Below are 19,791 nucleotides of genomic sequence, written 5' to 3'. Positions count from 1 at the left end.
GACCCACCCGCCGCTGCTTCCGGGAACGAAGGTAGTAAAGATAAAGGCCCCTGTGAAAAGATAGATCACGCACTCGGGGACTGGAAAGAGTGCCCAAAAGCAAGTGTTTCCGGATGGCCCAGCGGGAGACAAAGGAAATTCCTAGGCCCGCCTCCACCGCATTGACCACTGCTTCGGTGGTTCCCAGTTCCAGGGCAATATCCAACCGGTCCAAGTCAACTCCCGCCGCCTGCAATCTCTCTTCGATGACCTTTCTCGTCCCCGACCCTCTATCCCGCCATACCAGTGGTTCCCCAAGCACCTCGGTCAGCGAAACCGCAGGACGTTCCGCCAGCGGATGTCCCGCCGGGACAATCAGCACCAGTTCATCCTTAGCAAATTCGAAACCGGCAATCTTGGGGTCATTCACCGGGGCTCCAACTAGGGCCACTTCTATCTCTCCTGCCGTCAGTTGTTGAAGCACATGCGAGGTATCGCCCACATGTAAACGCACCTTGACCTCGGGGTAAATTTCGCGAAAATATTTGATAATATAAGGCATCAGATACTGCCCGGGAACGGTGCTGGTTCCTACGGTCAGCCTTCCCTGCAAAGTCTCGGCCATCTCTGCCAGGTCTTGATGGGCCCGGTCCAAAATTTGTTGCACTTGACGGGCGTATCCGGCCAAAACTTCCCCCGCCGCGGTCAACTCCACGGTCCGCCCCAGGCGCTCGAACAACTGTACTTCAAAATGAGCCTCCAGGCTCCGTATATGCTTGCTTACCGCAGGCTGACTCAGGTGGAGTATCTCTGCCGCCCCGGAAATGCTACCAGTCTCAGCCACGGTGAGAAAAGTTTTCAGGTGGTTCAGGTTCAATATCAGCACCTCGTTAATAATTAAGTAAAGTATTTTATCAGCATCCAGCTACCTACACCGGCGCCCAGAAAAACAAAAGCCATAAAAAGCCAGCCGGAAAGACTCTGGGAGGGAATCAGCCCAAAGTAAACACCCACGTTGCAGGTGGTAGCCACCCGTCCTCCGTATCCCATCAGAAGCCCCCCCAAACTGGCAGCCAAAAGCTGCTTGCCGGAAGCTATCCTCCGCACCCGGAACTCAGAAGCCGTCAAGGCACCGAGCAGGGAGCCTACTATTATGCCCAAAACCAAGAGGCTACCGGCGTGGTGCCAGAACCCCCCCAGCAAAGCTTTGGCATGTTTTCCCTGGAAAAAGCTCCAGGAAGAGGCGTCAAACCCCAAGGTCTTGCCGAGCCAGACTCCCCAGTAAAGAACGGTAGTCTGGACCCCCACGGTCTTCCCAAAGATAAAGTACCAAAAGGCCAACACTCCCAGGATCATACCACCCAACTCGATAGGCCAGGGTTTTTCTAGCTTTTGGAACCATCTACTCCGAAATGTCTGCATGACCAGCATCTACCCCCCTTCCGCCGGAATGCCCTGCTCGCCAGACAGCAGCTCCGTAAATAGCCACCAACAACAAGAGCTGCAACAGCACCGCTTTTCCCCAGCCCAGGGCATCGGGAAAATATACCTTGCCTGCCCGGGAAACAAAGGTAGCCTGCCACCAATCAAAGGTCCGGGCGCCCCCCAGGGCACCAATAATAAAAAATACCACCACCACCAGATGGGCCACAGACCCTTCTCCCAGGCGGACCAGCATACCGGAAGCACAGCCACTGGCCAGCACCATACCAATGCCAAACAAAAAAGCCCCTACGGCCACGTGCACCCCGGCCGCCGAAACTTTTAAAGGTATTTCCTGACCCTGCAGCACGGCACTGGCTTGCAATGCCAAAAAGCCCATGGTAGCCGTAACTAACAAAGCCAACAGGCCACGAAACTGGGTGACATCACCCGTCAACCACAAGTCCCGCATGGCCGCGGTGAAACAAATCCGCGAGCGCTGCATCACAAAACCTACAGCTAGCCCCACCATCCAGCTAATCAGCAGGAGGGGCGCTTCAAGGCCCAGTTTCACTCCCAACCCGGTAGCAAAAATTATTACCAGAAAAGCCCAGATTAACTGATTATTCCGCATTGTCTCATCCCCCATAACGGAACTTATCGATCGGACCGGTCCTTCGAGAGAGTTTAATTCGGTTTGCTATTATCTTTCTCCTGCTCTGGTGTTATTCTAATTAGTTATCGCTTATGCTTACAACTATAACAAAACATATTGTATATTCATCACAACAGTTACATCTTACATCTTTGATTTCCTGGACGCCTCAAATCTGACTGCCGGTTGACGCCTTCACCCAAGCCGAGCACACCAAAAAATAAACAGGGTTGACACGCTCAACCCTGTCTCTTAAAGGCCACCCCCAGGCCTAAATGTCTTCGTTATCCTTCTCTGCCGTAAGGCTTATATCTTCTTGTTCTTCTTCCACCTCAAAAGCTTCGTCGTTGACAAATACTACTTCTTCACAATTGGGACAAATAACTTCTACCGGCTCGTCTTCATCCAAGATGTCTGCGTCGAAACAAACAATGTCGTGGCAGTTAGGGCACTCTACTTCTACATATTCCTCGTCCCGGTCGCCATCGTCGGGGGTTTCTTCCGCACCATCATCTTCATAATCATAAGCATAGATTTCGTTTTCCAGGTCATACAGATCCTCGTCAATGCTTTCTACGTAGCTTTCCAGTTCCGCCTGCTCCGCCTTGATTTTAACTAAAGCATCGGCCATTTCGTCCAGCAAATCTACTATGGCAGAGATGATACGCCCCTCTTTGCTCCCTTCATCTAATTCCAAACCGGCCATAAGACCCTGCACATAACCCACCTTTTTTCGCAGGTCTTTCATTCTTCATCCCCTCCTTCTACTGGTTGGGTATATTACCTTTTTAGTATATCCTGCCCCGTAGAAAACTAAACTAATTTAAACGCGTTCTATGTACTCTCCGGTACGGGTATCCACCTTGATTACATCACCTACATTTATAAAGAGGGGAACTTGAACTACAGCACCGGTCTCCAAGGTGGCCGGTTTGCTTCCGCCACTGGCAGTATCACCCCGGATACCCGGCTCGGTTTCCACTACCTTTAGCTCTACAGAATTAGGTAGTTCTATACCAATAGTTTTCCCCTGGTAGAGTAGCACGTTAATGACCATGTTATCTTTTAGGAACCTGATAGAATCCTCCAGCTGTTCCTTATGAAGTGAAATTTGTTCATAATTCTCCATGTCCATAAAAACATAATTTTCTCCATCATTGTACAGATATTGCATCTCCCGCCGGTCCACATGCGCCCGGGGGACTTTTTCTCCCGCCCGGAAAGTACGTTCCACAACGGCACCAGTCCTCAAATTCTTCAATTTTGAACGTACAAAGGCAGCGCCCTTTCCCGGCTTAACATGCAGGAACTCAATAACGGTATATACCTCTCCTTCCAACTCAATAGTAAGGCCTGTCCGAAAATCGTTAACTGAAATCATACCATCACCCTCCCATAAATTCTCATATAGTCAGTAATTTTTTGGTAGCTCCGGTTAACACTTCACATCCATTCTCCCTTACCACTACCATATCTTCTATGCGCACACCACCCCAATCCTTTACATAAATACCTGGTTCAACCGTCATTACCATTCCCGTCTCCAGTTGCGTAAAGTCGGTGGAAGCCAAACGGGGTCTTTCATGAACGGCCAGTCCAACCCCATGTCCCAACCCGTGGCCGAAGTGCTCACCATAGCCGTACCCAGCAATAATATTTCTCGCCACCAGATCAATTTCCGAGGTCACTTTTCCCGGCTTGATGGCTTTGATGGCCGCCACCTGGGCTTCAAGGACAATGTTATAAATTTCCTTCTGCCTTTCATCCGGTTCTCCTACGACCACGGTGCGGGTTATATCTGAATGATACCCCTGGTAAACGGCTCCAAAGTCCATTACTATCAAATCTCCCGGTTGGACTTGCCGGTCAGAAGCTACCCCGTGAGGAAGAGAGCCCCTCGGTCCGGATGCTACAATGATATCGAAAGCAGCTTTTTCCGCACCATTCCGGCGCATAAAAAACTCCAGTTCCAAGGCAATTTCTTTCTCCTTCACGCCTGGCCGGAGGTAGGAAAGAATATGTTCAAAAGCTTTGTCAGCAATGACTACCGCCCGGCGGATCAAGTCTATTTCCCCTTCATCTTTGAACTGCCGTAAACGCTCAATCAGGCCTTCTACCGGCTTTAGGGTTACAAAATCTAATTTATCACGGAGGTTCACAAATTGGGCGTAAGTCACATGCTCGGCTTCAAAGCCCACTTTGTTTACGTCAAGCTTTTTCAACACCTCGCTCAAAGTTTCATAGATACTGTTCCCATATTTGACTACTTTGAATTCGGACGCCTGTTTCTCGGCCTGTTCCACATAACGAAAGTCAGTAATTAAATAAGCCTCCTGAAACCCGATTACCAGCACCCCGAAGGTTCCTGTAAAACCACTCAAGTAACGCCGGTTTTCCGGCTGCATAACCAACATGGCTTCTATTTCCTGAGCCTCAAAATTTTCCCGGAGCCGCTCGAGACGATCTCTGGTCATATTCATTCCCTCCAAACCATTTCCCAGCCAATCAGTTTCGTATCCTATATCATTTTATTGCTCTCCGGAAAAGAGTTCTACCGCCGCCCTCAAGGCGAGGTAATAGCTATACGGTCCTAGCCCGCTTATCTGCCCAACACAAACCGGCGCGGTAACTGAACGTTGCCGGAACTTTTCCCGAGCGTGTATATTGCTCAGGTGAACTTCGATTACCGGGATATTTACAGCGGCAATAGCATCCCGCAGCGCCAGGCTGTAATGGGTTAAGGCTCCAGGATTTAAAATCACCGCCTCGAAATGTCCTCGAGCTTGGTGTAACTTGTCAATTAAATCTCCCTCGTGGTTGGACTGGAAAAAATCGATTTCCACCCCATACTGGCGGGCCAACAAAGTCAAGCGCTGATTTATCTCCTCCAGAGTGGTTTCCCCGTAAATATCCCTCTCCCGCTGTCCCAGAAGATTTAAATTGGGACCATGCATCACCAGTACCCGCATATCAGGCCCTCCCTGTCGCTCTTTCTCAAGTCCTTAGCTTCTAGCTGCCGCTAATGGTTATCCGAGCCACCCGCAGTGTTGGGGATCCTTTAGAGATAAAAAAGGTCAAGTCGTCAGCTACGCCATCGACCGAACGCAACAGCTCCAATATATTCCCGGCAATTACCACACCGCGAACCGGTCCTTTAAACTCTCCCTGCTCAATCCACAGCCCGGCGGCTCCTAAGGAAAAATCGCCGGAAATAGGATTGGCCGTATGCAACCCCATTACCTCGGTAACATAGAGCCCTTTATCTACTTCCTTAATTAACTGTTCCCGCGTAACAGTGCCCACCTGAATGTAAAAGTTGGTCGTCCCAACTTCAGGAGTACTCCTGAAAGATCGCCGGGTAGCGTTTCCTGTGGATTTTACCCCTTCTTTGGCGGCAGTATAAGTATTGTACAAAAACCCTTCCAGTCGACCGTCCCGGATCAAAACTGTTTTACCGGTCGGTACCCCTTCTCCGTCAAAAGGAGCGGAAACAATACCTCCCTCCCGCGTCCCATCATCTATTAAGGTAAGCGCCGGTGAAGCAACCTGTTCTCCCACTTTGCCGGCAAATAAGGATTTTCCTTTTTGTACTGCTTCCGCCGTAAGAGCCGGAGCCAGTATTCCCAAGAAGCCGGTAGCCACATAAGGATCCAGCACCAGTGCAGCTTTCTGAGTTTTAACCTCGCGGGCTCCCAGCATCCTGACTCCTTTCTCAGCCGCCTCTCTACCGACCTGAGCCGGGTCTAAGTCCTGAAAATGAAGGCTGTACTGCAGGCCGAAACCGGTCTGGCTGTCACCATCTTCTTCGGCTACGATGAAAGCTGAAGCCCCGCAGAAAGCGCCGCGGTAACAACTGCTCAGCCCCAGGGAATTAGCCAGACAAACTGTGTAAACAGAATCTTGATAGGCACAGCGCTCCGTTATCTTTACCCGGGGGTCGTACCGGCGTGCCTCCCGTTCTATTTCCATAGCTAAAGCTATTTTCTTCTCCACCGGTGTTTCCGGTATAGAAGGGTCAAACAGATCCAGGCGGGGATATTCCCTAACAGGACCGGGCAACTGGTTAAATTCATCAGGCTGGGCGCTGTCGGAATTCTCCAGGGCCCGTTGAACAACTTCCTCCAACGCGGCGGCTGACAAATCAGTGGTGTATGCAAAACCCATACGCCCTGCCCTTATAACCCGCAGCCCCAATCCGGTCTGTTCCGCCTTTTTTAAGGTCTCGATTTCTTGGCCGGATACTTCGATGGTCAGTTCAGCCTCCTGGCTGAGGAAAGCCTCTGATAGTTCCGCCCCGGCCTTTTGGGCCTTGCTCACTACTTGTTCCGCTATTTGCTGCAAACGATCGGGGATCATGGCTTTCGCCTCCTAGTCGTCAAGTATTCCGCCCACGATTAATTCCGGAATGCGAATGGTGGGCTGAGCATCGGAAACTGGAACACCCTGGCCGTCTTTCCCACAGGTACCGATGGCAAAGCCTAAATCCTTACCAACCATATCCACAATCTGCAAAACGCGAGGTCCGTTTCCGGTCAGGGTAGCGCCCCGCACCGGTACCGTTATCTCTCCCTCTTCGATCAGGTAACCTTCGGCTACGTCAAAGACAAAATCGCCATTCGTAGTATTTACCTGCCCCCCGCCCATTTTCTTAACTAACAATCCCTTCTTGGTCTCACGGATAATGTCCTCGGGATCCATTTTCCCCGGTGCAATGAAAGTGTTGGTCATACGCGGTATAGGCCGGTCTTGGTAAGACTCCCGGCGCCCGTTTCCCGTAGAATCCCGTTTTTCCTTACGGGCCGTCAGCTTGTCATACATATATTCCTTCAATATACCGTTCTCTATTAAAACCGTACGCTGGCCGGGAGTTCCTTCATCATCGTAACGCAGAGAACCATACTTGCCGGGTAAAGAAGCATCATCGACTACCGTTACCTGTTCGGAAGCCACCTTCTCTCCTTTTCGGTTGGCATAAACGGAAAGTTTTTTCTGCACCAAATCAGCCTCCAACCCGTGGCCGCAGGCTTCATGGATCATGGTGCCTCCCGCTTCCCCGGCCATGACCACCGGCATCTTTCCCGCCGGAGCCGGTTTGGCTTGCAGCATGAGAACTGCCCTCTTGGCCGCGGAAGACGCCAAATCCTCGGCGGAAATCTCCCGGAACAACTCAAATCCCCGGTAGCCTCCGGCAGCTTCATATCCCGTCTGGATAATATCTCCCTGAGCAGCCACCGCGTTTATAGCCAGCCGCGTGCGTACTCGCTCATCTTCCACGAAAACTCCTTCCGTGTTGGCTATGGTCACCCGCTGATACACGTCGCCATAGCCGACGGTTACTTGTTTCACCCGGGTATCTACTGCCCGAGCCGCCTCGTTGGCAGTCTTGACCAGTTCTACCTTGTCTTCAATATCCACCTTGTCGGGCATTTTCTCAATTTCTATATCCCAATTAGGCTTCGGTTGACGAAAATCAATAGTGAGGTCCCGCGCCTGACCCCGGGCAGCTTTGCTTACCACTTTCGCCAGCTGCTCCAGTCCTTCCCGGCTGAGGTCATTGGTATAGGCATAAGCGGTATGGTCCCCACTAATTACCCGCAGTCCGGCTCCTGCCTCCAACCCCGAATTCACCCGTTCAATCTTATCGGCTTCCAGTCCTATACTGGTAGTTTTTCGCCGTTCAATAAAAATGTCGGCAAAATCGCCGCCTTTCCTCATAGCAATTTTAAGCACTTCTTCCAAGTCTTTTCTATCCACCATTTTCCTCCACCTTCTTTCTTTTTCTAATCCACGGGTAGGGTATTAACTTGCTGTCTAGTATTATTCAAGAAGAGCTAAAATATTCCTGCCGCTCCGGGAGCCTAAAGCATGAAAAAACTCCGATTGAAACCGGAGTTTTACTTCCGATAAAACTTAACATTGGCCAACGCCGCAATCACTCGGCTGTAATCTCCAATCCCTCCCGGCTGCCATTCCACTCGTATGGTAAGGCGTTTTATATTTTCCAGATTGCCTAAACTAACGGGAAACGGGTAATCGGAAGGCTTTATCTGGTGACTCCGGTACAGTTCAACGTCGTTACCGTATACCGACAAGATAAAACTGCCGGAGCTGTTCCGGGTCTCATCCTCTACTCCAATATAACCGGCCATATATGAGTACTGTCCGTTCAAATCCAGAACTACTTCTGCCTTGTTCCTTTCCTTTTCGTCGATCTCTACCGCCACCCCGTGGGAAAAGAGCCGGCCTGCTATGGCAAAAGGTTTAGTTTTCTGTTGATAAAAGGGCCCTACATTACGAATAACCTTCATATCATCGATAAACCGGAAGCTATCGGAGGGTAGTTTCTCAACGGTTGTGCCAGCCGGCGGCTCCCCGATATATATGGCGGAGGCTTGACTGTCCCAGACAACTTGTTTGCCCAGGGCTTCGCTCACAAAGCGTATGGGTACCATGGTTCTCTTTTCATCTACCAGAATAAAGGGCTCAACCGGGCTGTCCACCGGCTGCCCGTTAACATAAATGGTTATGCCCCGGTAAGCCACCTTGACTTGGCGAATGACCGCCTTGGCCCCTCCGGCTACTGTAGCCATCAGGAGTATTAAAACTACAGACACTGCCAAAATCCGCCCGTACTTATACTTCATGCTCGTCTCCTTTCTACCTGACGGGAAAAGTATAGGGATCCCGGTCAATGCTTTCCGGTGGACGCTCTTTGAAATTTTCCGGCTCCCCGCCTCCAGGCTGGTACTTCTCGCCGGGCTCAGGTCTTCGGTTAGTATCTGCTTCCCTAATGGTAGAGGTGCTCTCCACCAGCTGCTGCAGGGCAGGACTGAATATATCAAACCGTCCCAACCGCCACTCCAGATCCAGTTCTGCCGGTTCCGCCTCGGGGAGACTGTAAAAGACTATATTTAATTCCGCTTCCAGCTGCGGCATCAACTCTTCTTCCAAGGCGGTAATTCTGATACTGTTAATCTCGGCCAAGGAGGGCAAGTTTTCAATACTGTAGATATAGTCCAGGAGCGAAGGGTAGTCCCCTTGAAGCCTTAGCTGCAAAGGCAGTACCAGGTAACTCCCCTTGCTCACCACCGGCTGCGGGTGAATTGCCGCCAACCGCACCCGATTCCGGGACTCCAGGCCCATTTCCACGTAAGGAACACCGCTCTCAATATCCCGGTCAAATTTTCGCTTTATCTCCCGGAGCCGGTTTTCCAGCCGGGCCCTCTGCCTCTCCAAGGAAGGCAGACGATCAACCTTCCTCAGGGCCACTTCTATCTCCTTTTTTCTCTGCATCAACTGCTGCTTGCCCTCCAGATAGCGGGCGTACTGTCCCTGCCAAACAAAACGGTAAAAAAGAAGGATGACCAGAACAGCGCCGCCCACCAGCAGGAGTTTTCGGTTCCGGGATGATAGATTATTCCACATCAGTTACTCCTTCTTTCAGCCAATCTAACGCTGATTTCATATTCCACAACCGCTTCCGCAGCCTTTTCTTCTCCCGATACCAGCCCGACGTAATTGAAGTAGGGGATCTGTTTGAGCTGGAAAATAAATACACCAACCGAAGTAAGGGAAGAAGCCTTCCCCTTGATGATGATTACTCCTTTTTCATCGGCTGTCATTTCCGTTATCCATAAATCCTCAGGCATTCGTTCATTAATTTCACTCAGCAGCCGGTTCCACTGGATGCGGTTCTTCAAAATCTCCTCCAGGGAAGCAACCTTTTCCTCTAAATCCTTGATTTCCTGCTGCATTTTTTGCACCTGGAGTACTTTGGGGCGCAGTCCGTCCAGTTCCAGTTCCAAACGCTTCAACTGTCTTTCATTGCTCCACCAAGTTAATAAAAAAACTAGATAAGCGGAAACCAATACGAACAGCAATACAGCTATACCGGCCAGCCACCCCACCCGTTTCCAATCTATCTCCTGACGGCGGCGGAGTTCCGCCGGTAATAGATTAATAGTATCCATCACCGTACCACCTCGCGGAGGGCCAGACCGGTAGCCACGGCAAAGCTAGGGTCTATTGCCGCCTGTAGTTCTGGTGAACTCGGTACCGCCAGCCGGGTCTCAACCTCCAATTCTTGGGTCAAAAACTCTACTAAGCCCGGCAACAAAGAAGTTCCCCCAGAAAGAAACAACACCTTTAAAGCCGCCTTGTCCTGCTGCCGATTATAATAATCCAGCGACCTCCTGATTTCGTAGAGCAGGTCATTCAGGCTGGTCCGGATAGCTATTTCCAGTTCTAATTTCTGCCTTTCCTCCGGCAAAGTAACCTCTTCTTCTCCTGAAACCATAATCCGCCCTTCCTCTTCTTTCAACTGCTGCGCGGCCGCCACCTCCAGCCCCAGAGTATGGGCTACCATTTGGGTGATCTCCCAGCCGCCAAAATGGATGGAGCGAATAAAGGTTACCAACCCTTGCTCAATCACTGCTAAAGTAGTAAGACTTGCACCGATATCAAGTAAAGCCACGGGATCGTTAAACATTTCCTCATTCTCCCTGACTAATGACAGCCAGCGGGCTAAAGCCATCGGGACTATATCGATGGCAATGACCTCCAGGCCCGCCCGTTCAAACAGCTCGTAATACCGGTAGGCTAACGATGACGGAACGGCGGCCAGCAGTACGGAAAGCTGTCGTCCATTTTCGTTTTCAAAAGATCCCAGCTTGGCATAATCAATAACCAGATCATCGCCGGAAAGAGGAAGATATTTATCCAAATCCCACTTGAGAGAAGATTTCAGTTCCTGGTCAGACATATAGGGGACACTAATATGCCTGATAACTACTTTCTCCCCCGAAATAGCAGATACCACCCGGCGCCCTTGCAGTCCGTTTTCCACAGTCAGGGAGCGCAGGACCTCTACCAGAACTTCGAGATCCTGAATATTCCCGCCTTCTAAAGCCCCGACGGGAACATCCTTTTTGACCGCCAGTGAAATATCGTAACCGGTTCCGGTCCGTTGTACCTCTACAACTTTGATGCTGTCGGTTCCCACGTCGATACCCAAGGCCGGTTTTCTTCTTTTCCATAACCGGCTCAACAGTCTCATGAATACCCTCCTTGCATAGCCTTCTATTTTTCTACAAAATACTGCTAAATTCCTGCCAGGAAACTAACCGGAACCTGTTGCCCGGCAGAAAAGACTGTAACTGAATTACCAGATTCTCATCATAGATAAGGTTGAGATGGCCGTCCACTATGAAATCATCAGTTACGATAGTGCCTGTAATTTCGGCATTTCCACTCGTTCGAAAAGTGCGCCCGGCATGGAAAACCCCGGTAATTTTTGTGTTGCCTCCTACTTCAATGTCCTGGAAGGCAACCAGACCCAGGGCACTGGTTTCCGTAGAATCCGGAAGCAGATCTCCATCTATCTCAATACTGCGAGATGTCACTAGCATCACCCTGCCGCGGTAAACGTTTGTTCTACTTTCATTCTTATCTCCCTCTTCTCCTTCATCTTTGCCGCCTTTATCTGATCCTTTTTCCTTTTCTTCTTCCTCTTTCCCTTCTTGACCCTCCCCCTTATTCTTGATGGTAACATCGCCGTCTACGTAGATTATCCCCTGCCGGTTGTTCAACTCGTTATCAATTATCTCCTGCAATTCCGCTATATCCCAGGTCTGGTCTCCGGAGAACAAAACATCGGCTCTTGACTCGTACCAGTCAAGGTCTACTTCAGGGATCTCCGGCAGGTAGACGTCGGCATCAGGAAGCTGGTCACCGTCAATAGTTCCGGAATTGATAATAGCGCCGCCGGCCAGAGCATCTCCCGTAATATGTCCTTTATTTACAATATTGCCCCCGGCCACCACATCCCCGTGAATTTCGGCCTGGGGAGTATTTATATTTATGTTATGCCGGAAAACCAGGGTTCCTTCAATATAAGAATTGGCCCGAATAGTCAGCTCGTTTCCGCCCCCGCCGCTGGAACCGGCAGTAGCCCCTGCAAAACCGTGCTCAAAAACGGGCTTAAGAATTTGAGCCTTGACCGAACGGGTTATGCCGTTGACCTCAGCTTCAGAAAGCACCTCTACCGTCGTTACCCGGTCGGTCAGGGTAACTTCCTTTAAGGTTCCCCGGCCTATAGGAACCTCAGCAAAGGCTACGACCGTTTCCCCTTCCTCCAGCCCGGGAAAAAGGCTCAGCCAGTCTTCATCATACTGCAACTCGGCCAGTACCATCTCTATGCCGCTGTCCGCCACATAAAGGGCCTGGGTGCTTAACAACTGGTTCCGGGCTATATTCCTCTCCAAAAGAGCGGCAGAAAGGAGGCTGCTTCCCAGAACCAGCAAGAGAACCGCCACCAGCAGCGTTAACGGAAGAGCGCTTCCTTCTTCCCCCCTTAATTTTCGGCCCCAGCTCAATGGCTTCACCTTCCTTTAATCGCTTACCCGTAGCCGGGCCTGGGTATAAAGAGTAAATTCTTTTCCCCGGGAATCGACGCCGGTTACTCTAACGGTCACCAGAGTGCTTTCTTCTATCGGAGTGCGGTTATAAGAAAAGCTAACTTCCTTCAGGTTCGAGGCTACCGGATTATGCCCCCCGAAATTTAAACCGCCGTATTCTTTCACTGCCCTCCGCAGGTCGCCGCTGGAATGGAGATAATACCAGATGATCCTGCCTTCCCGGTCGACCAAAAAAAGATTGGCGGCGTCGCTGTCTTCATGGACCTGCCGTGCCTCCCTTATTTCCCGCACTATGCGGCTCACCGCGATGCGGACGTTCTGCTGCACGTCTATTCGACCTTCGGAAACTTGCCAGGAGCGCATGCCCCCGGAAAGAAGGGTATAGACTCCCCCCAGGAGCAACCCTATAATAACTGACGTCAGTATTACTTCTACCAGAGTGAAACCTCGCGTGTCTCTCCAGTCCATGGCGCCTACCTCTCCGTCACCCAGGTAACCAACCGTACCCGTCTGTTGGGCTCTTCTAACGAATATGCCGAAACTGTAATCTGCTTGATTTTCTTTTCCGGGTCAATTTCCAAAACTTCTACTTCATACATATATTCGGCAAATTCGGGGAAAACTGTAGGCCCCTGGTCGGTCAAAGTGTCGTAATCCTCTGCTTTCAATTCCTCTATTTTGCCCTGGGCTAAATTCACAAGTATCGTTTCCTCGGCAGCAGCAGTATAGCCCCGAATCCCCGTATAGAACATATTAAACAAAGGAATAAGAACCGCAGCCAGCAGAGCCACCGCCACCACCGTCTCCACCAGGGTCAGCCCTTTATCATCCCGCCACACCGCTTATCCCCCGCCTTCAGTTTGCGGTTTTATCTGTACCCTTCCAGTAGCCCCGGCTACCACCACCTGGTACCTGTCTCCACGGGGACTCACAATCTCGGCATAGCCCCCTCCTCCCGACGGTGCCCCGTCTATGGTAAACCGCAAGGTATTATCGCTAAAGGTTACGCTGCCGAAAGTGAACCCGGGAGGTAAAAAGATTTTCTTTTTCTCTGCCGCGTTCTCAACTATAACGTAATAGTGGTTGACGGTGTCAAAAGTCATATGGATGGTGGTACTCTTGCCGTTGACCGCCTCTTGCTGCAGGTAGCGAATATTACCGGCCAGTTCTCGGGCCGCCGTCCACAGCCGGAACCGGTCTACCGACCGCTGCAGGGATGGGAACGCCAGAGCGGTTAAAGTCCCGATTAGCACCAGGGCAATGGCCATTTCTACTAGGGTAAATCCCCGCTGCTTAGCAAAAATCTTCTGTCCCTTCAAGGATTTCACCCCTTAAATCTTCCCCGTCTTCCGGTATTCTTCCAAGACTTTCAAGGCCACCGGTTGCCCGGGAAAGACCTGCAGCACCTCTTTCAGTTCCCGTGCCGCCCGGGCATAGTCCCGCCGCAGGTCGTACACCCGCGCCAGGCCTAAATGCAGATCGGCCACCGCTTTTTGAAGTTCGATGCGCTTTAACTCATCGGGAGCATTGACCAGAGCAAAATCGGCCAGTTGCAACCCGCGGCGGAAAACCTCCTCCGCCGCCGGCAGGTTCCCCCGGCTCAGGTAAAAGTTGCCCAGGGCAACATAAGGTTCCGGCTTGAAGCCGCCCAGAAAGGTGGCCCGAGAAAGATACCGCCGCGCTTCCTCCAATTCTCCTTGCTGCCAAAGGAGCTGGCCGAGCCGAAGGTGGTAGTAGTCGTTGTAAGGGCTGAGGCTTACCGCCCGCCGTAACCACGCTACAGCCTGCGCCCGCTCAGCAGGTTTTCCTTCTTCCCCGGAAACAAGAGTCAGGGCCCGATAGGAGTGGTACCGGGCGTTCCAGGGGTTGATCGCAGCTGCCACGGAATACCACCGGAGCGCCTCTTTTTTTTCTCCCTCCCGCAGCGCCCTGTGCCCCCGGCTTACAGCCCATTCTCCCGCCGCCTGCTGGACCGTTCCGGCCAGAAAAAACAGCAGAACGGCCAGGGCTATCCACCGTCCCGACCGGGTCGACCGATACGTAGAAAAGATGGCTCCCGCTTCCCGCAGTTGGGCTACCAGCAGGCCCAGCAAGGCCCAGAAAAGCATGGTCACTGCTGGCATATCCCAGCTGAAGTCAATCCCGATATGCAGCAGAAAAGCGGTAGCCGCCGCCGTCATGCCGTAAAAATAGCGGGGCTCTCGAACATAGGTGCGCTTTTGGTAAATTAAGCGGTAAAAAAGTAATAGAAATAAAAGGAATAAAAGCAGGCTGGGGATCCCCGTCTCCGCCGCCGTCTGCAGGTAATGGTTGTGGGCATAACGAGAATAAAAACGGTCATAGTTATAATAGTTGAAGTAAACCCGGTGGTAGTTCCCCAGACCGAACCCGCCCCACGGCCGGTCGGCAATCATCTTGGCGGCTACCACCCAGAAAGACCAGCGCCCGGCCACGGAAGAAGGGAGAAAACTCCGGCTGCGGACCAGGGAAGCCAGCAAATCCGGCGCCCATTGCGTCTGCTGCAGGTAAGGCGCCGTTTCCATAACCAGCTTGGTACCGGCAATTACGGTCAGCCCAACTAAAACCAGTCGGGCCAAAGCCTCTCGGCGCGACCGGCCAGCGGGAATACCGGCCAACACCAGGGGTAGGGAGAAAACCAAGGCCAGCAGGCTTCCCCGGGAAAAAGTAAGCATCAGGCATATCCCCAGCAGTACAATCCCCCCGCAAAGAAGACGGGATTTTCTCGGCCGGTGCAGGTAAAGGCTCAGGGCCAGAAGCACAACCATGGCCAGGTAAATCCCCAGGGCGTTGGGGTTAATAAAGGTGGAATGCACCCGTTGATTTTTCAACAAAAGATAGCTTAGGATGCCCAAAGCGGCCACCGAAATGCCGCTGAATAACACGATACCAACCAGCTTCTCCATTTGCTCCCGCTGAAAGGTAGCCGACACCAGGTAAAAAAGGAAAAGATAAAAGTACAACTGGAGAAGCCCCATTAAAGTGTTGTTTATATCCACCGTCCAGAAGAGAGTTAGGGTGGCGGTTAAAATATAAAGAAGAAGAACGGCAAACAACCTTCTGCCGGGCACCAAAAACTGCCCCTCCCTGCCCGCCTTCCGCCAGTAGTAAAGCAGGGTAACAGCCATCAGAATAAAGTATACGAGCTGAACCGGCCAGGCATAGGCATTGCCGAGGAGGGGCGCTGTACCTAAAACCAGCATGGCCGCCAGCAGGCCGGGATGTTCCCGCCGCAGCAGTCCCTTCTCCATTTATTACCACCGCCCTAATCCCAGAGGAAATACCGGTACCACTGGACAATGTCTGTTCCCCAAAAGAGAACGATCACCACTCCCACGGCCAAAAAGGGACCGAAAGGAAGGGGATCTTTGCGGCCCTTTTTTCCCGAAGCTATGGCCAGCAACCCCACCGCCGCCGCCAGGCAGGAAGCCAGAAATAAAACCAACAAAATCTTCTTCCAGCCCAGAAAGATTCCCAGCACTCCCGCCAGCTTGACATCGCCGCCACCCATTCCGCCGCGGCTTACTACCGCCAGGAAAAAAAGAGGCAAGAACCCGGCGGCCGCTCCCAGCAGCGCTTCCGGGACCAGTTCTCTTGTTAAGGCCGCCATAAACGTTCCTAAGAGCAGTGCCGCGACCACCACGCGGTCGGGAATGCGCAGGTGCTCCAGGTCGATAAAGAAGACTACCAGAAGCACGGATACCAGAACCAGGTACTTGAAGGTGTTCACGCTTATTCCGTAATAAAGATAAAGGCTGCTGAAAATAAAACCGGCCGCCAGCTCTACCAAAGGCTGGCGCGGGGATATTTTCTTCCGACAGTAGCGGCAACGCCCTCCCAGCAGGAGGTAGCTAACCACCGGTACCAGGTCGTAAAATTTCAGCTGCCTGCCGCAACTGTCACAGCGGGAGGGGGGCAGGACTACCGATTCTCCCCGGGGTATGCGGTCGATACACAGGTTGAGAAAACTGCCAACTACCGTTCCCAATAAAAAAAAGAAGAGCCATAGCATATCCGCACCTCAAGGCTAACCGTCGTAGTTCACTTGCAAAGGTTCTTTCCCACTGCCTTCGGCTTCTATCTTGTAACCGGGGGTTTTACCGTCTTTTCCGCGGGAATCATAATAGTAGGAGTACTCCCCTCCCCAGGGATAGGAGGGAACCTTTTTCAGATAATCCGGTACCAGCTCTTCCAGCCCGTTACTGTCATGGGGGTAGTCCCCGTAGTCCTGGTAGTAGAGGCTCAACGCCTCCTGGAAGGTACGGTAGTCCACCAGGAGCGCCTTCTCCCGGGCCCGCTCGGGAGCATCCAGATAGCGGGGAACGACCATGGCGGCCAGAATGCCAAGCACTACCGCCACTACCGTAACTTCCAGCAGGGTAAAGCCCCGGTCATTTCGATTTAAGGCTAAAGTTATCCGCCACCAAGGCATTACCCCACCCCCAAGGGTTAAAAAAGATAAGGAAGAGTGACAGGGCAAGCCCTGTCACAACCTATATGTCATCAGGGTAATAAAGCTTGCTATCATTGTTTTTATCTTCACTACCTAATTTAAGACCGTTGGGTAGTTCGACCCATACTTTTACCCCGTTGGAAGTGTCAAAATGATAGTCTGTATTCCAAGGACTATAGGGCGTCTTCGTGAGATAACCTCCTTCAGTTAAGGCATTCCAATCATTAGGATAATCATCATTTTCAACATAATACAATTCAATAGCCGTGCCGATAGTTTTCAGGTCGGCTTTAGCGGCTTTTATCTTGGCTGTATCCGCCTTCCCGGTAAAGCTGGGAATGGCCACCGCCGCCAGAATTCCCAGGATTACCACCACCACCATCAGCTCAATCAAAGTAAAACCACGGTCTTCTCTTAACTTTTTGGCTATATGTCTGATCATCGTTTTTCACCCCCTTTCCCTGGCCTTTCCTAATGTCTATTACATTGCTCCCATAATATTAAATATGGGTAGCAAAACGGAGACGATGATAAAAGCCACAAACCCTCCCAGCACTGCTATCAGGATGGGCTCAATCATAGAAGACAGGCGGGAAACCACCGACTCTACTTCCCGGTCGTAAAAGAGGCTAATTTTCTCTAAAAGAGCATCCAGGTTACCTGTCTCTTCCCCGATGGCCACCATCTCGATAACCATCGGCGGAAAAACACCGGTCTCCGCCAGACGTTCGGCAATACTCTGCCCTTCCCGGATGCTCTCCACTGCTTTTTGCACCCCTTCGGCAACCACCCGGTTACCGGTGGTCCGCCTTACCACCTCCAGGGCTTCGACCACCGGCACTCCGCTACGCAGTAGAGTGCCTAGCGTCCGGCTGAAGCGGGAAAGAATGGATTTATGTATCAACTGGCCGAATACAGGAACTCTTAGCAGGTACCTGTCGACCTCTCGAGCTACCGTTTCCTCCTGCAACATGCGCCGAATTCCCAAGACTGTAAGAACCAGGCCACCTAATATATAGTACCAGTAGCCCCGTAAAAAACGGCTCGCATTGATAATGATACGAGTAGGCAGCGGTAGCGGAGCGTTAAGGCTTTCCAGCATGGCAGTAAAGGTGGGCAACACAAAGGTGAGCAGAAATACCACCGCCAGCACGGCTACCACCAATATGACCGTAGGATAGGTCAAAGCCGTCCTTACTTTTTCATTCATCTGGTGTTCTCTCTCTAGGTGATCCGCCAGCCGCTCTAAAACTTCATCCAGGGCTCCACTTATTTCACCGGCTTCAATCATGTTTACAAAAATAGGGGGGAACACCTGGGGAAACTGCTGCACGCTCTCATGCAGGGATTGGCCTTTTTCCAGCTCTTCAATTAACCCCTTAAGGGTGTCTCGAAGAACCCGGTTATCGATCTGCTGGCTCAGTGTCTTCAAGCTGAGCATAATGGGCAGCCCGGCATTGATCATAGTGGAAAACTGCCGGCAAAAAACCGCTAGGTCCCGTAGTTTAACTCTACGCCGTCTTAACGAGGGCAGTTTAAACTCCCATTCCAGAGCCGTCAGCCGGCGGATATCAATAATGTAATAATTCTGGCTCCGCAGGTATTTAATTACTCTGGCTTCTCCGTCAGCTTCCATAGTGCCCTTCAACAGCCGTCCGGAGGCGTCCCGAACCCTATAAGCATATTGAGGCATCTTACCCACCACCGGGAGAGGCTGAAATCTTAACCATGATGTTATTTTTCTTCAAAATAATACTTTTTCCTGCTTTTTTCTCCTTTTAGAACTCCCGGTAAGCCGGTTTTATATCTCTATCGGACAATCTTGCCATCATATCTTCCGCCGTAATAAGCCCCTGCTGGTAAAGCTTTTTAAGAGCGCTGTCCATGGATTGCATGCCGTACTTCCCGCCGGTCTGTATAGCCGAAAGAATCTGGTGGGTTTTCCCCTCCCGGATCAAGTTACGCACCGCCGGAGTAGCCACCAGCACCTCCACTGCAACCACCCGACCCAAACCGTCCGCCCGCGGCACCAGCTGCTGAGCCACCACCCCCTGCAACGTTTCGGCCAGCTGGATCCTTACCTGCTGCTGCTGGTGAGGGGGGAACACGTCTATAATCCGGTCAATAGTCTGGGGAGCGCTGCTGGTATGCAGGGTGGCCAGGACCAGGTGACCGGTTTCCGCCGCCGTAATCGCCGTGGCAATGGTCTCCAGATCCCGCATTTCGCCCACCAGCAACACGTCGGGGTCCTGCCGCAGAGCAGCCCGCAGAGCATCGGCAAAGGACCGGGTATCGGAACCGATTTCCCGCTGGTTGATTATACTTTTCTGGTGCTGGTGCATGTACTCGATGGGATCTTCGAGAGTGATAATATGGCACCGGCGCTCCCGGTTGATCAAGTCAATCATGGCCGCCAGGGTAGTGGACTTACCGCTGCCAGTCGGACCGGTCACCAGCACCAGACCTTTAGACTTGCGGGCTAATTCTTTTAAGACCGGAGGCAACCCCAATTCATCCAGGCTTTTAATCTGGTTATTAATAATACGAATGGCCAGCCCCACACTTCCCCGCTGCCGGTATACATTAACCCGGAAACGACCTACCCCGCGCAGGGAATAGGCCAGGTCCAACTCCCCTTTCTCCATGAATTCCTGGTGCTGCTTTTCCGAAAGAATTTCCCGCGCCATCTTTAGAGTATCTTCGTACTGGAGGGGGTCAAAACTTTGCTGTGGTATCAGGTCGCCGTTACAGCGGAATACCGGAGGCAAACCCACTGTCAGGTGTATATCCGAAGCCTTTTGATCTACCGCCATTCTTAAAATCTCATCAATCTTCACTGAGTTCCCCCC

At 51.7% G+C, this 19,791-nt stretch carries 23 protein-coding genes; all 23 read right to left on the bottom strand.

Annotated elements, in window-relative coordinates; all coding sequences use genetic code 11:
- On the bottom strand, window positions 1-856 hold an 856-nt coding region (locus KKC1_RS14610; RefSeq protein WP_143288781.1), incomplete at its 3' end, for a selenium metabolism-associated LysR family transcriptional regulator.
- Window positions 857-876: 20 nt separating this feature from the next.
- Complete coding sequence (locus KKC1_RS17150; RefSeq protein ID WP_192868280.1) at window positions 877-1,401, bottom strand: YeeE/YedE thiosulfate transporter family protein; 525 nt, start codon at window positions 1,399-1,401, stop codon at window positions 877-879.
- A complete protein-coding gene (locus KKC1_RS17145; protein WP_192868279.1) occupies window positions 1,382-2,035 on the bottom strand; it encodes a YeeE/YedE thiosulfate transporter family protein in 654 nt (217 codons plus the stop codon). Before KKC1_RS17145 ends, KKC1_RS17150 begins: the two co-directional genes overlap by 20 nt.
- 292 nt (window positions 2,036-2,327) lie before the next feature.
- Window positions 2,328-2,804 carry a CD1247 N-terminal domain-containing protein gene (locus KKC1_RS14595; protein WP_088555153.1) on the bottom strand — a complete coding sequence of 159 codons (477 nt, stop codon included), beginning with the start codon at window positions 2,802-2,804 and terminating at the stop codon, window positions 2,328-2,330.
- Window positions 2,805-2,879: 75 nt separating this feature from the next.
- Window positions 2,880-3,437 (bottom strand): elongation factor P, encoded by a 558-nt coding sequence (gene efp, locus KKC1_RS14590; RefSeq protein WP_088555152.1) that lies wholly within the window; start codon window positions 3,435-3,437, stop codon window positions 2,880-2,882.
- A 22-nt stretch (window positions 3,438-3,459) separates the two neighbouring features.
- Window positions 3,460-4,530: a M24 family metallopeptidase gene (locus tag KKC1_RS14585; protein ID WP_202820110.1), complete on the bottom strand. Its 1,071-nt coding sequence runs from the start codon at window positions 4,528-4,530 to the stop codon at window positions 3,460-3,462.
- A 54-nt stretch (window positions 4,531-4,584) separates the two neighbouring features.
- Window positions 4,585-5,025, bottom strand: a complete 441-nt coding sequence (gene aroQ / locus KKC1_RS14580) for a type II 3-dehydroquinate dehydratase (RefSeq protein WP_088555150.1) — start codon at window positions 5,023-5,025, stop codon at window positions 4,585-4,587.
- A gap of 40 nt (window positions 5,026-5,065) precedes the next feature.
- A complete protein-coding gene (locus KKC1_RS14575) occupies window positions 5,066-6,412 on the bottom strand; it encodes a TldD/PmbA family protein (protein ID WP_088555149.1) in 1,347 nt (448 codons plus the stop codon).
- Window positions 6,413-6,424: 12 nt separating this feature from the next.
- Complete coding sequence (locus KKC1_RS14570; RefSeq protein ID WP_088555148.1) at window positions 6,425-7,813, bottom strand: TldD/PmbA family protein; 1,389 nt, start codon at window positions 7,811-7,813, stop codon at window positions 6,425-6,427.
- A gap of 137 nt (window positions 7,814-7,950) precedes the next feature.
- Window positions 7,951-8,700, bottom strand: coding sequence for a stalk domain-containing protein (locus KKC1_RS14565; RefSeq protein WP_088555147.1), 750 nt, complete (start codon window positions 8,698-8,700; stop codon window positions 7,951-7,953).
- 13 nt (window positions 8,701-8,713) lie between these two features.
- A complete protein-coding gene (locus tag KKC1_RS14560; protein WP_088555146.1) occupies window positions 8,714-9,481 on the bottom strand; it encodes a type IV pilus inner membrane component PilO in 768 nt (255 codons plus the stop codon).
- Complete coding sequence (locus KKC1_RS14555) at window positions 9,481-10,026, bottom strand: PilN domain-containing protein (RefSeq protein ID WP_088555145.1); 546 nt, start codon at window positions 10,024-10,026, stop codon at window positions 9,481-9,483. The genes KKC1_RS14560 and KKC1_RS14555 overlap by 1 nt, the downstream gene beginning before the upstream one ends.
- On the bottom strand, window positions 10,026-11,111 hold the full coding sequence (gene pilM / locus KKC1_RS14550) for a type IV pilus assembly protein PilM (protein WP_088555144.1): 1,086 nt from the start codon (window positions 11,109-11,111) through the stop codon (window positions 10,026-10,028). The genes KKC1_RS14555 and pilM overlap by 1 nt, the downstream gene beginning before the upstream one ends.
- A gap of 31 nt (window positions 11,112-11,142) precedes the next feature.
- Complete coding sequence (locus tag KKC1_RS14545; RefSeq protein WP_088555143.1) at window positions 11,143-12,429, bottom strand: bactofilin family protein; 1,287 nt, start codon at window positions 12,427-12,429, stop codon at window positions 11,143-11,145.
- A gap of 15 nt (window positions 12,430-12,444) precedes the next feature.
- Window positions 12,445-12,939 carry a prepilin-type N-terminal cleavage/methylation domain-containing protein gene (locus KKC1_RS14540; RefSeq protein WP_088555142.1) on the bottom strand — a complete coding sequence of 165 codons (495 nt, stop codon included), beginning with the start codon at window positions 12,937-12,939 and terminating at the stop codon, window positions 12,445-12,447.
- A 5-nt stretch (window positions 12,940-12,944) separates the two neighbouring features.
- Window positions 12,945-13,310 carry a prepilin-type N-terminal cleavage/methylation domain-containing protein gene (locus KKC1_RS14535; RefSeq protein WP_088555141.1) on the bottom strand — a complete coding sequence of 122 codons (366 nt, stop codon included), beginning with the start codon at window positions 13,308-13,310 and terminating at the stop codon, window positions 12,945-12,947.
- Window positions 13,311-13,313: 3 nt separating this feature from the next.
- Window positions 13,314-13,799, bottom strand: a complete 486-nt coding sequence (locus KKC1_RS14530) for a prepilin-type N-terminal cleavage/methylation domain-containing protein (RefSeq protein WP_143288780.1) — start codon at window positions 13,797-13,799, stop codon at window positions 13,314-13,316.
- A gap of 3 nt (window positions 13,800-13,802) precedes the next feature.
- Complete coding sequence (locus tag KKC1_RS14525) at window positions 13,803-15,740, bottom strand: O-antigen ligase family protein (protein WP_088555139.1); 1,938 nt, start codon at window positions 15,738-15,740, stop codon at window positions 13,803-13,805.
- 14 nt (window positions 15,741-15,754) lie between these two features.
- Entirely contained in the window at window positions 15,755-16,501 is a 747-nt protein-coding gene (locus KKC1_RS14520; protein WP_088555138.1) for a prepilin peptidase, read from the bottom strand.
- 15 nt (window positions 16,502-16,516) lie between these two features.
- Complete coding sequence (locus tag KKC1_RS14515) at window positions 16,517-16,921, bottom strand: type II secretion system protein (RefSeq protein ID WP_088555199.1); 405 nt, start codon at window positions 16,919-16,921, stop codon at window positions 16,517-16,519.
- Window positions 16,922-16,982: 61 nt separating this feature from the next.
- On the bottom strand, window positions 16,983-17,384 hold the full coding sequence (locus KKC1_RS14510) for a type II secretion system protein (RefSeq protein ID WP_088555198.1): 402 nt from the start codon (window positions 17,382-17,384) through the stop codon (window positions 16,983-16,985).
- Between the two features lie 39 nt (window positions 17,385-17,423).
- Window positions 17,424-18,635: a type II secretion system F family protein gene (locus KKC1_RS14505; protein WP_088555137.1), complete on the bottom strand. Its 1,212-nt coding sequence runs from the start codon at window positions 18,633-18,635 to the stop codon at window positions 17,424-17,426.
- 85 nt (window positions 18,636-18,720) lie between these two features.
- Entirely contained in the window at window positions 18,721-19,779 is a 1,059-nt protein-coding gene (locus KKC1_RS14500; RefSeq protein ID WP_088555136.1) for a type IV pilus twitching motility protein PilT, read from the bottom strand.
- Between the last annotated feature and the right edge of the window lie 12 nt (window positions 19,780-19,791).

It is taken from the genome of Calderihabitans maritimus, assembly GCF_002207765.1.
In the GTDB taxonomy this organism is placed as follows: domain Bacteria; phylum Bacillota; class KKC1; order Calderihabitantales; family Calderihabitantaceae; genus Calderihabitans; species Calderihabitans maritimus.
This window is presented reverse-complemented; position numbering and strand designations above follow the sequence as displayed.

Bases quoted from the DNA above. Each gene is read 5' to 3' on its own strand.
- KKC1_RS17150 (WP_192868280.1), bottom strand. From the start codon at position 1,401: ATGCAGACATTTCGGAGTAGATGGTTCCAAAAGCTAGAAAAACCCTGG.
- KKC1_RS17145 (WP_192868279.1), bottom strand. From the start codon at position 2,035: ATGCGGAATAATCAGTTAATCTGGGCTTTTCTGGTAATAATTTTTGCT.
- KKC1_RS14595 (WP_088555153.1), bottom strand. From the start codon at position 2,804: ATGAAAGACCTGCGAAAAAAGGTGGGTTATGTGCAGGGTCTTATGGCC.
- efp (WP_088555152.1), bottom strand. From the start codon at position 3,437: ATGATTTCAGTTAACGATTTTCGGACAGGCCTTACTATTGAGTTGGAA.
- KKC1_RS14585 (WP_202820110.1), bottom strand. From the start codon at position 4,530: ATGACCAGAGATCGTCTCGAGCGGCTCCGGGAAAATTTTGAGGCTCAG.
- aroQ (WP_088555150.1), bottom strand. From the start codon at position 5,025: ATGCGGGTACTGGTGATGCATGGTCCCAATTTAAATCTTCTGGGACAG.
- KKC1_RS14575 (WP_088555149.1), bottom strand. From the start codon at position 6,412: ATGATCCCCGATCGTTTGCAGCAAATAGCGGAACAAGTAGTGAGCAAG.
- KKC1_RS14570 (WP_088555148.1), bottom strand. From the start codon at position 7,813: ATGGTGGATAGAAAAGACTTGGAAGAAGTGCTTAAAATTGCTATGAGG.
- KKC1_RS14565 (WP_088555147.1), bottom strand. From the start codon at position 8,700: ATGAAGTATAAGTACGGGCGGATTTTGGCAGTGTCTGTAGTTTTAATA.
- KKC1_RS14560 (WP_088555146.1), bottom strand. From the start codon at position 9,481: ATGTGGAATAATCTATCATCCCGGAACCGAAAACTCCTGCTGGTGGGC.
- KKC1_RS14555 (WP_088555145.1), bottom strand. From the start codon at position 10,026: ATGGATACTATTAATCTATTACCGGCGGAACTCCGCCGCCGTCAGGAG.
- pilM (WP_088555144.1), bottom strand. From the start codon at position 11,111: ATGAGACTGTTGAGCCGGTTATGGAAAAGAAGAAAACCGGCCTTGGGT.
- KKC1_RS14540 (WP_088555142.1), bottom strand. From the start codon at position 12,939: ATGGACTGGAGAGACACGCGAGGTTTCACTCTGGTAGAAGTAATACTG.
- KKC1_RS14525 (WP_088555139.1), bottom strand. From the start codon at position 15,740: ATGGAGAAGGGACTGCTGCGGCGGGAACATCCCGGCCTGCTGGCGGCC.
- KKC1_RS14520 (WP_088555138.1), bottom strand. From the start codon at position 16,501: ATGCTATGGCTCTTCTTTTTTTTATTGGGAACGGTAGTTGGCAGTTTT.
- KKC1_RS14515 (WP_088555199.1), bottom strand. From the start codon at position 16,921: ATGCCTTGGTGGCGGATAACTTTAGCCTTAAATCGAAATGACCGGGGC.
- KKC1_RS14510 (WP_088555198.1), bottom strand. From the start codon at position 17,384: ATGATCAGACATATAGCCAAAAAGTTAAGAGAAGACCGTGGTTTTACT.
- KKC1_RS14505 (WP_088555137.1), bottom strand. From the start codon at position 18,635: ATGCCTCAATATGCTTATAGGGTTCGGGACGCCTCCGGACGGCTGTTG.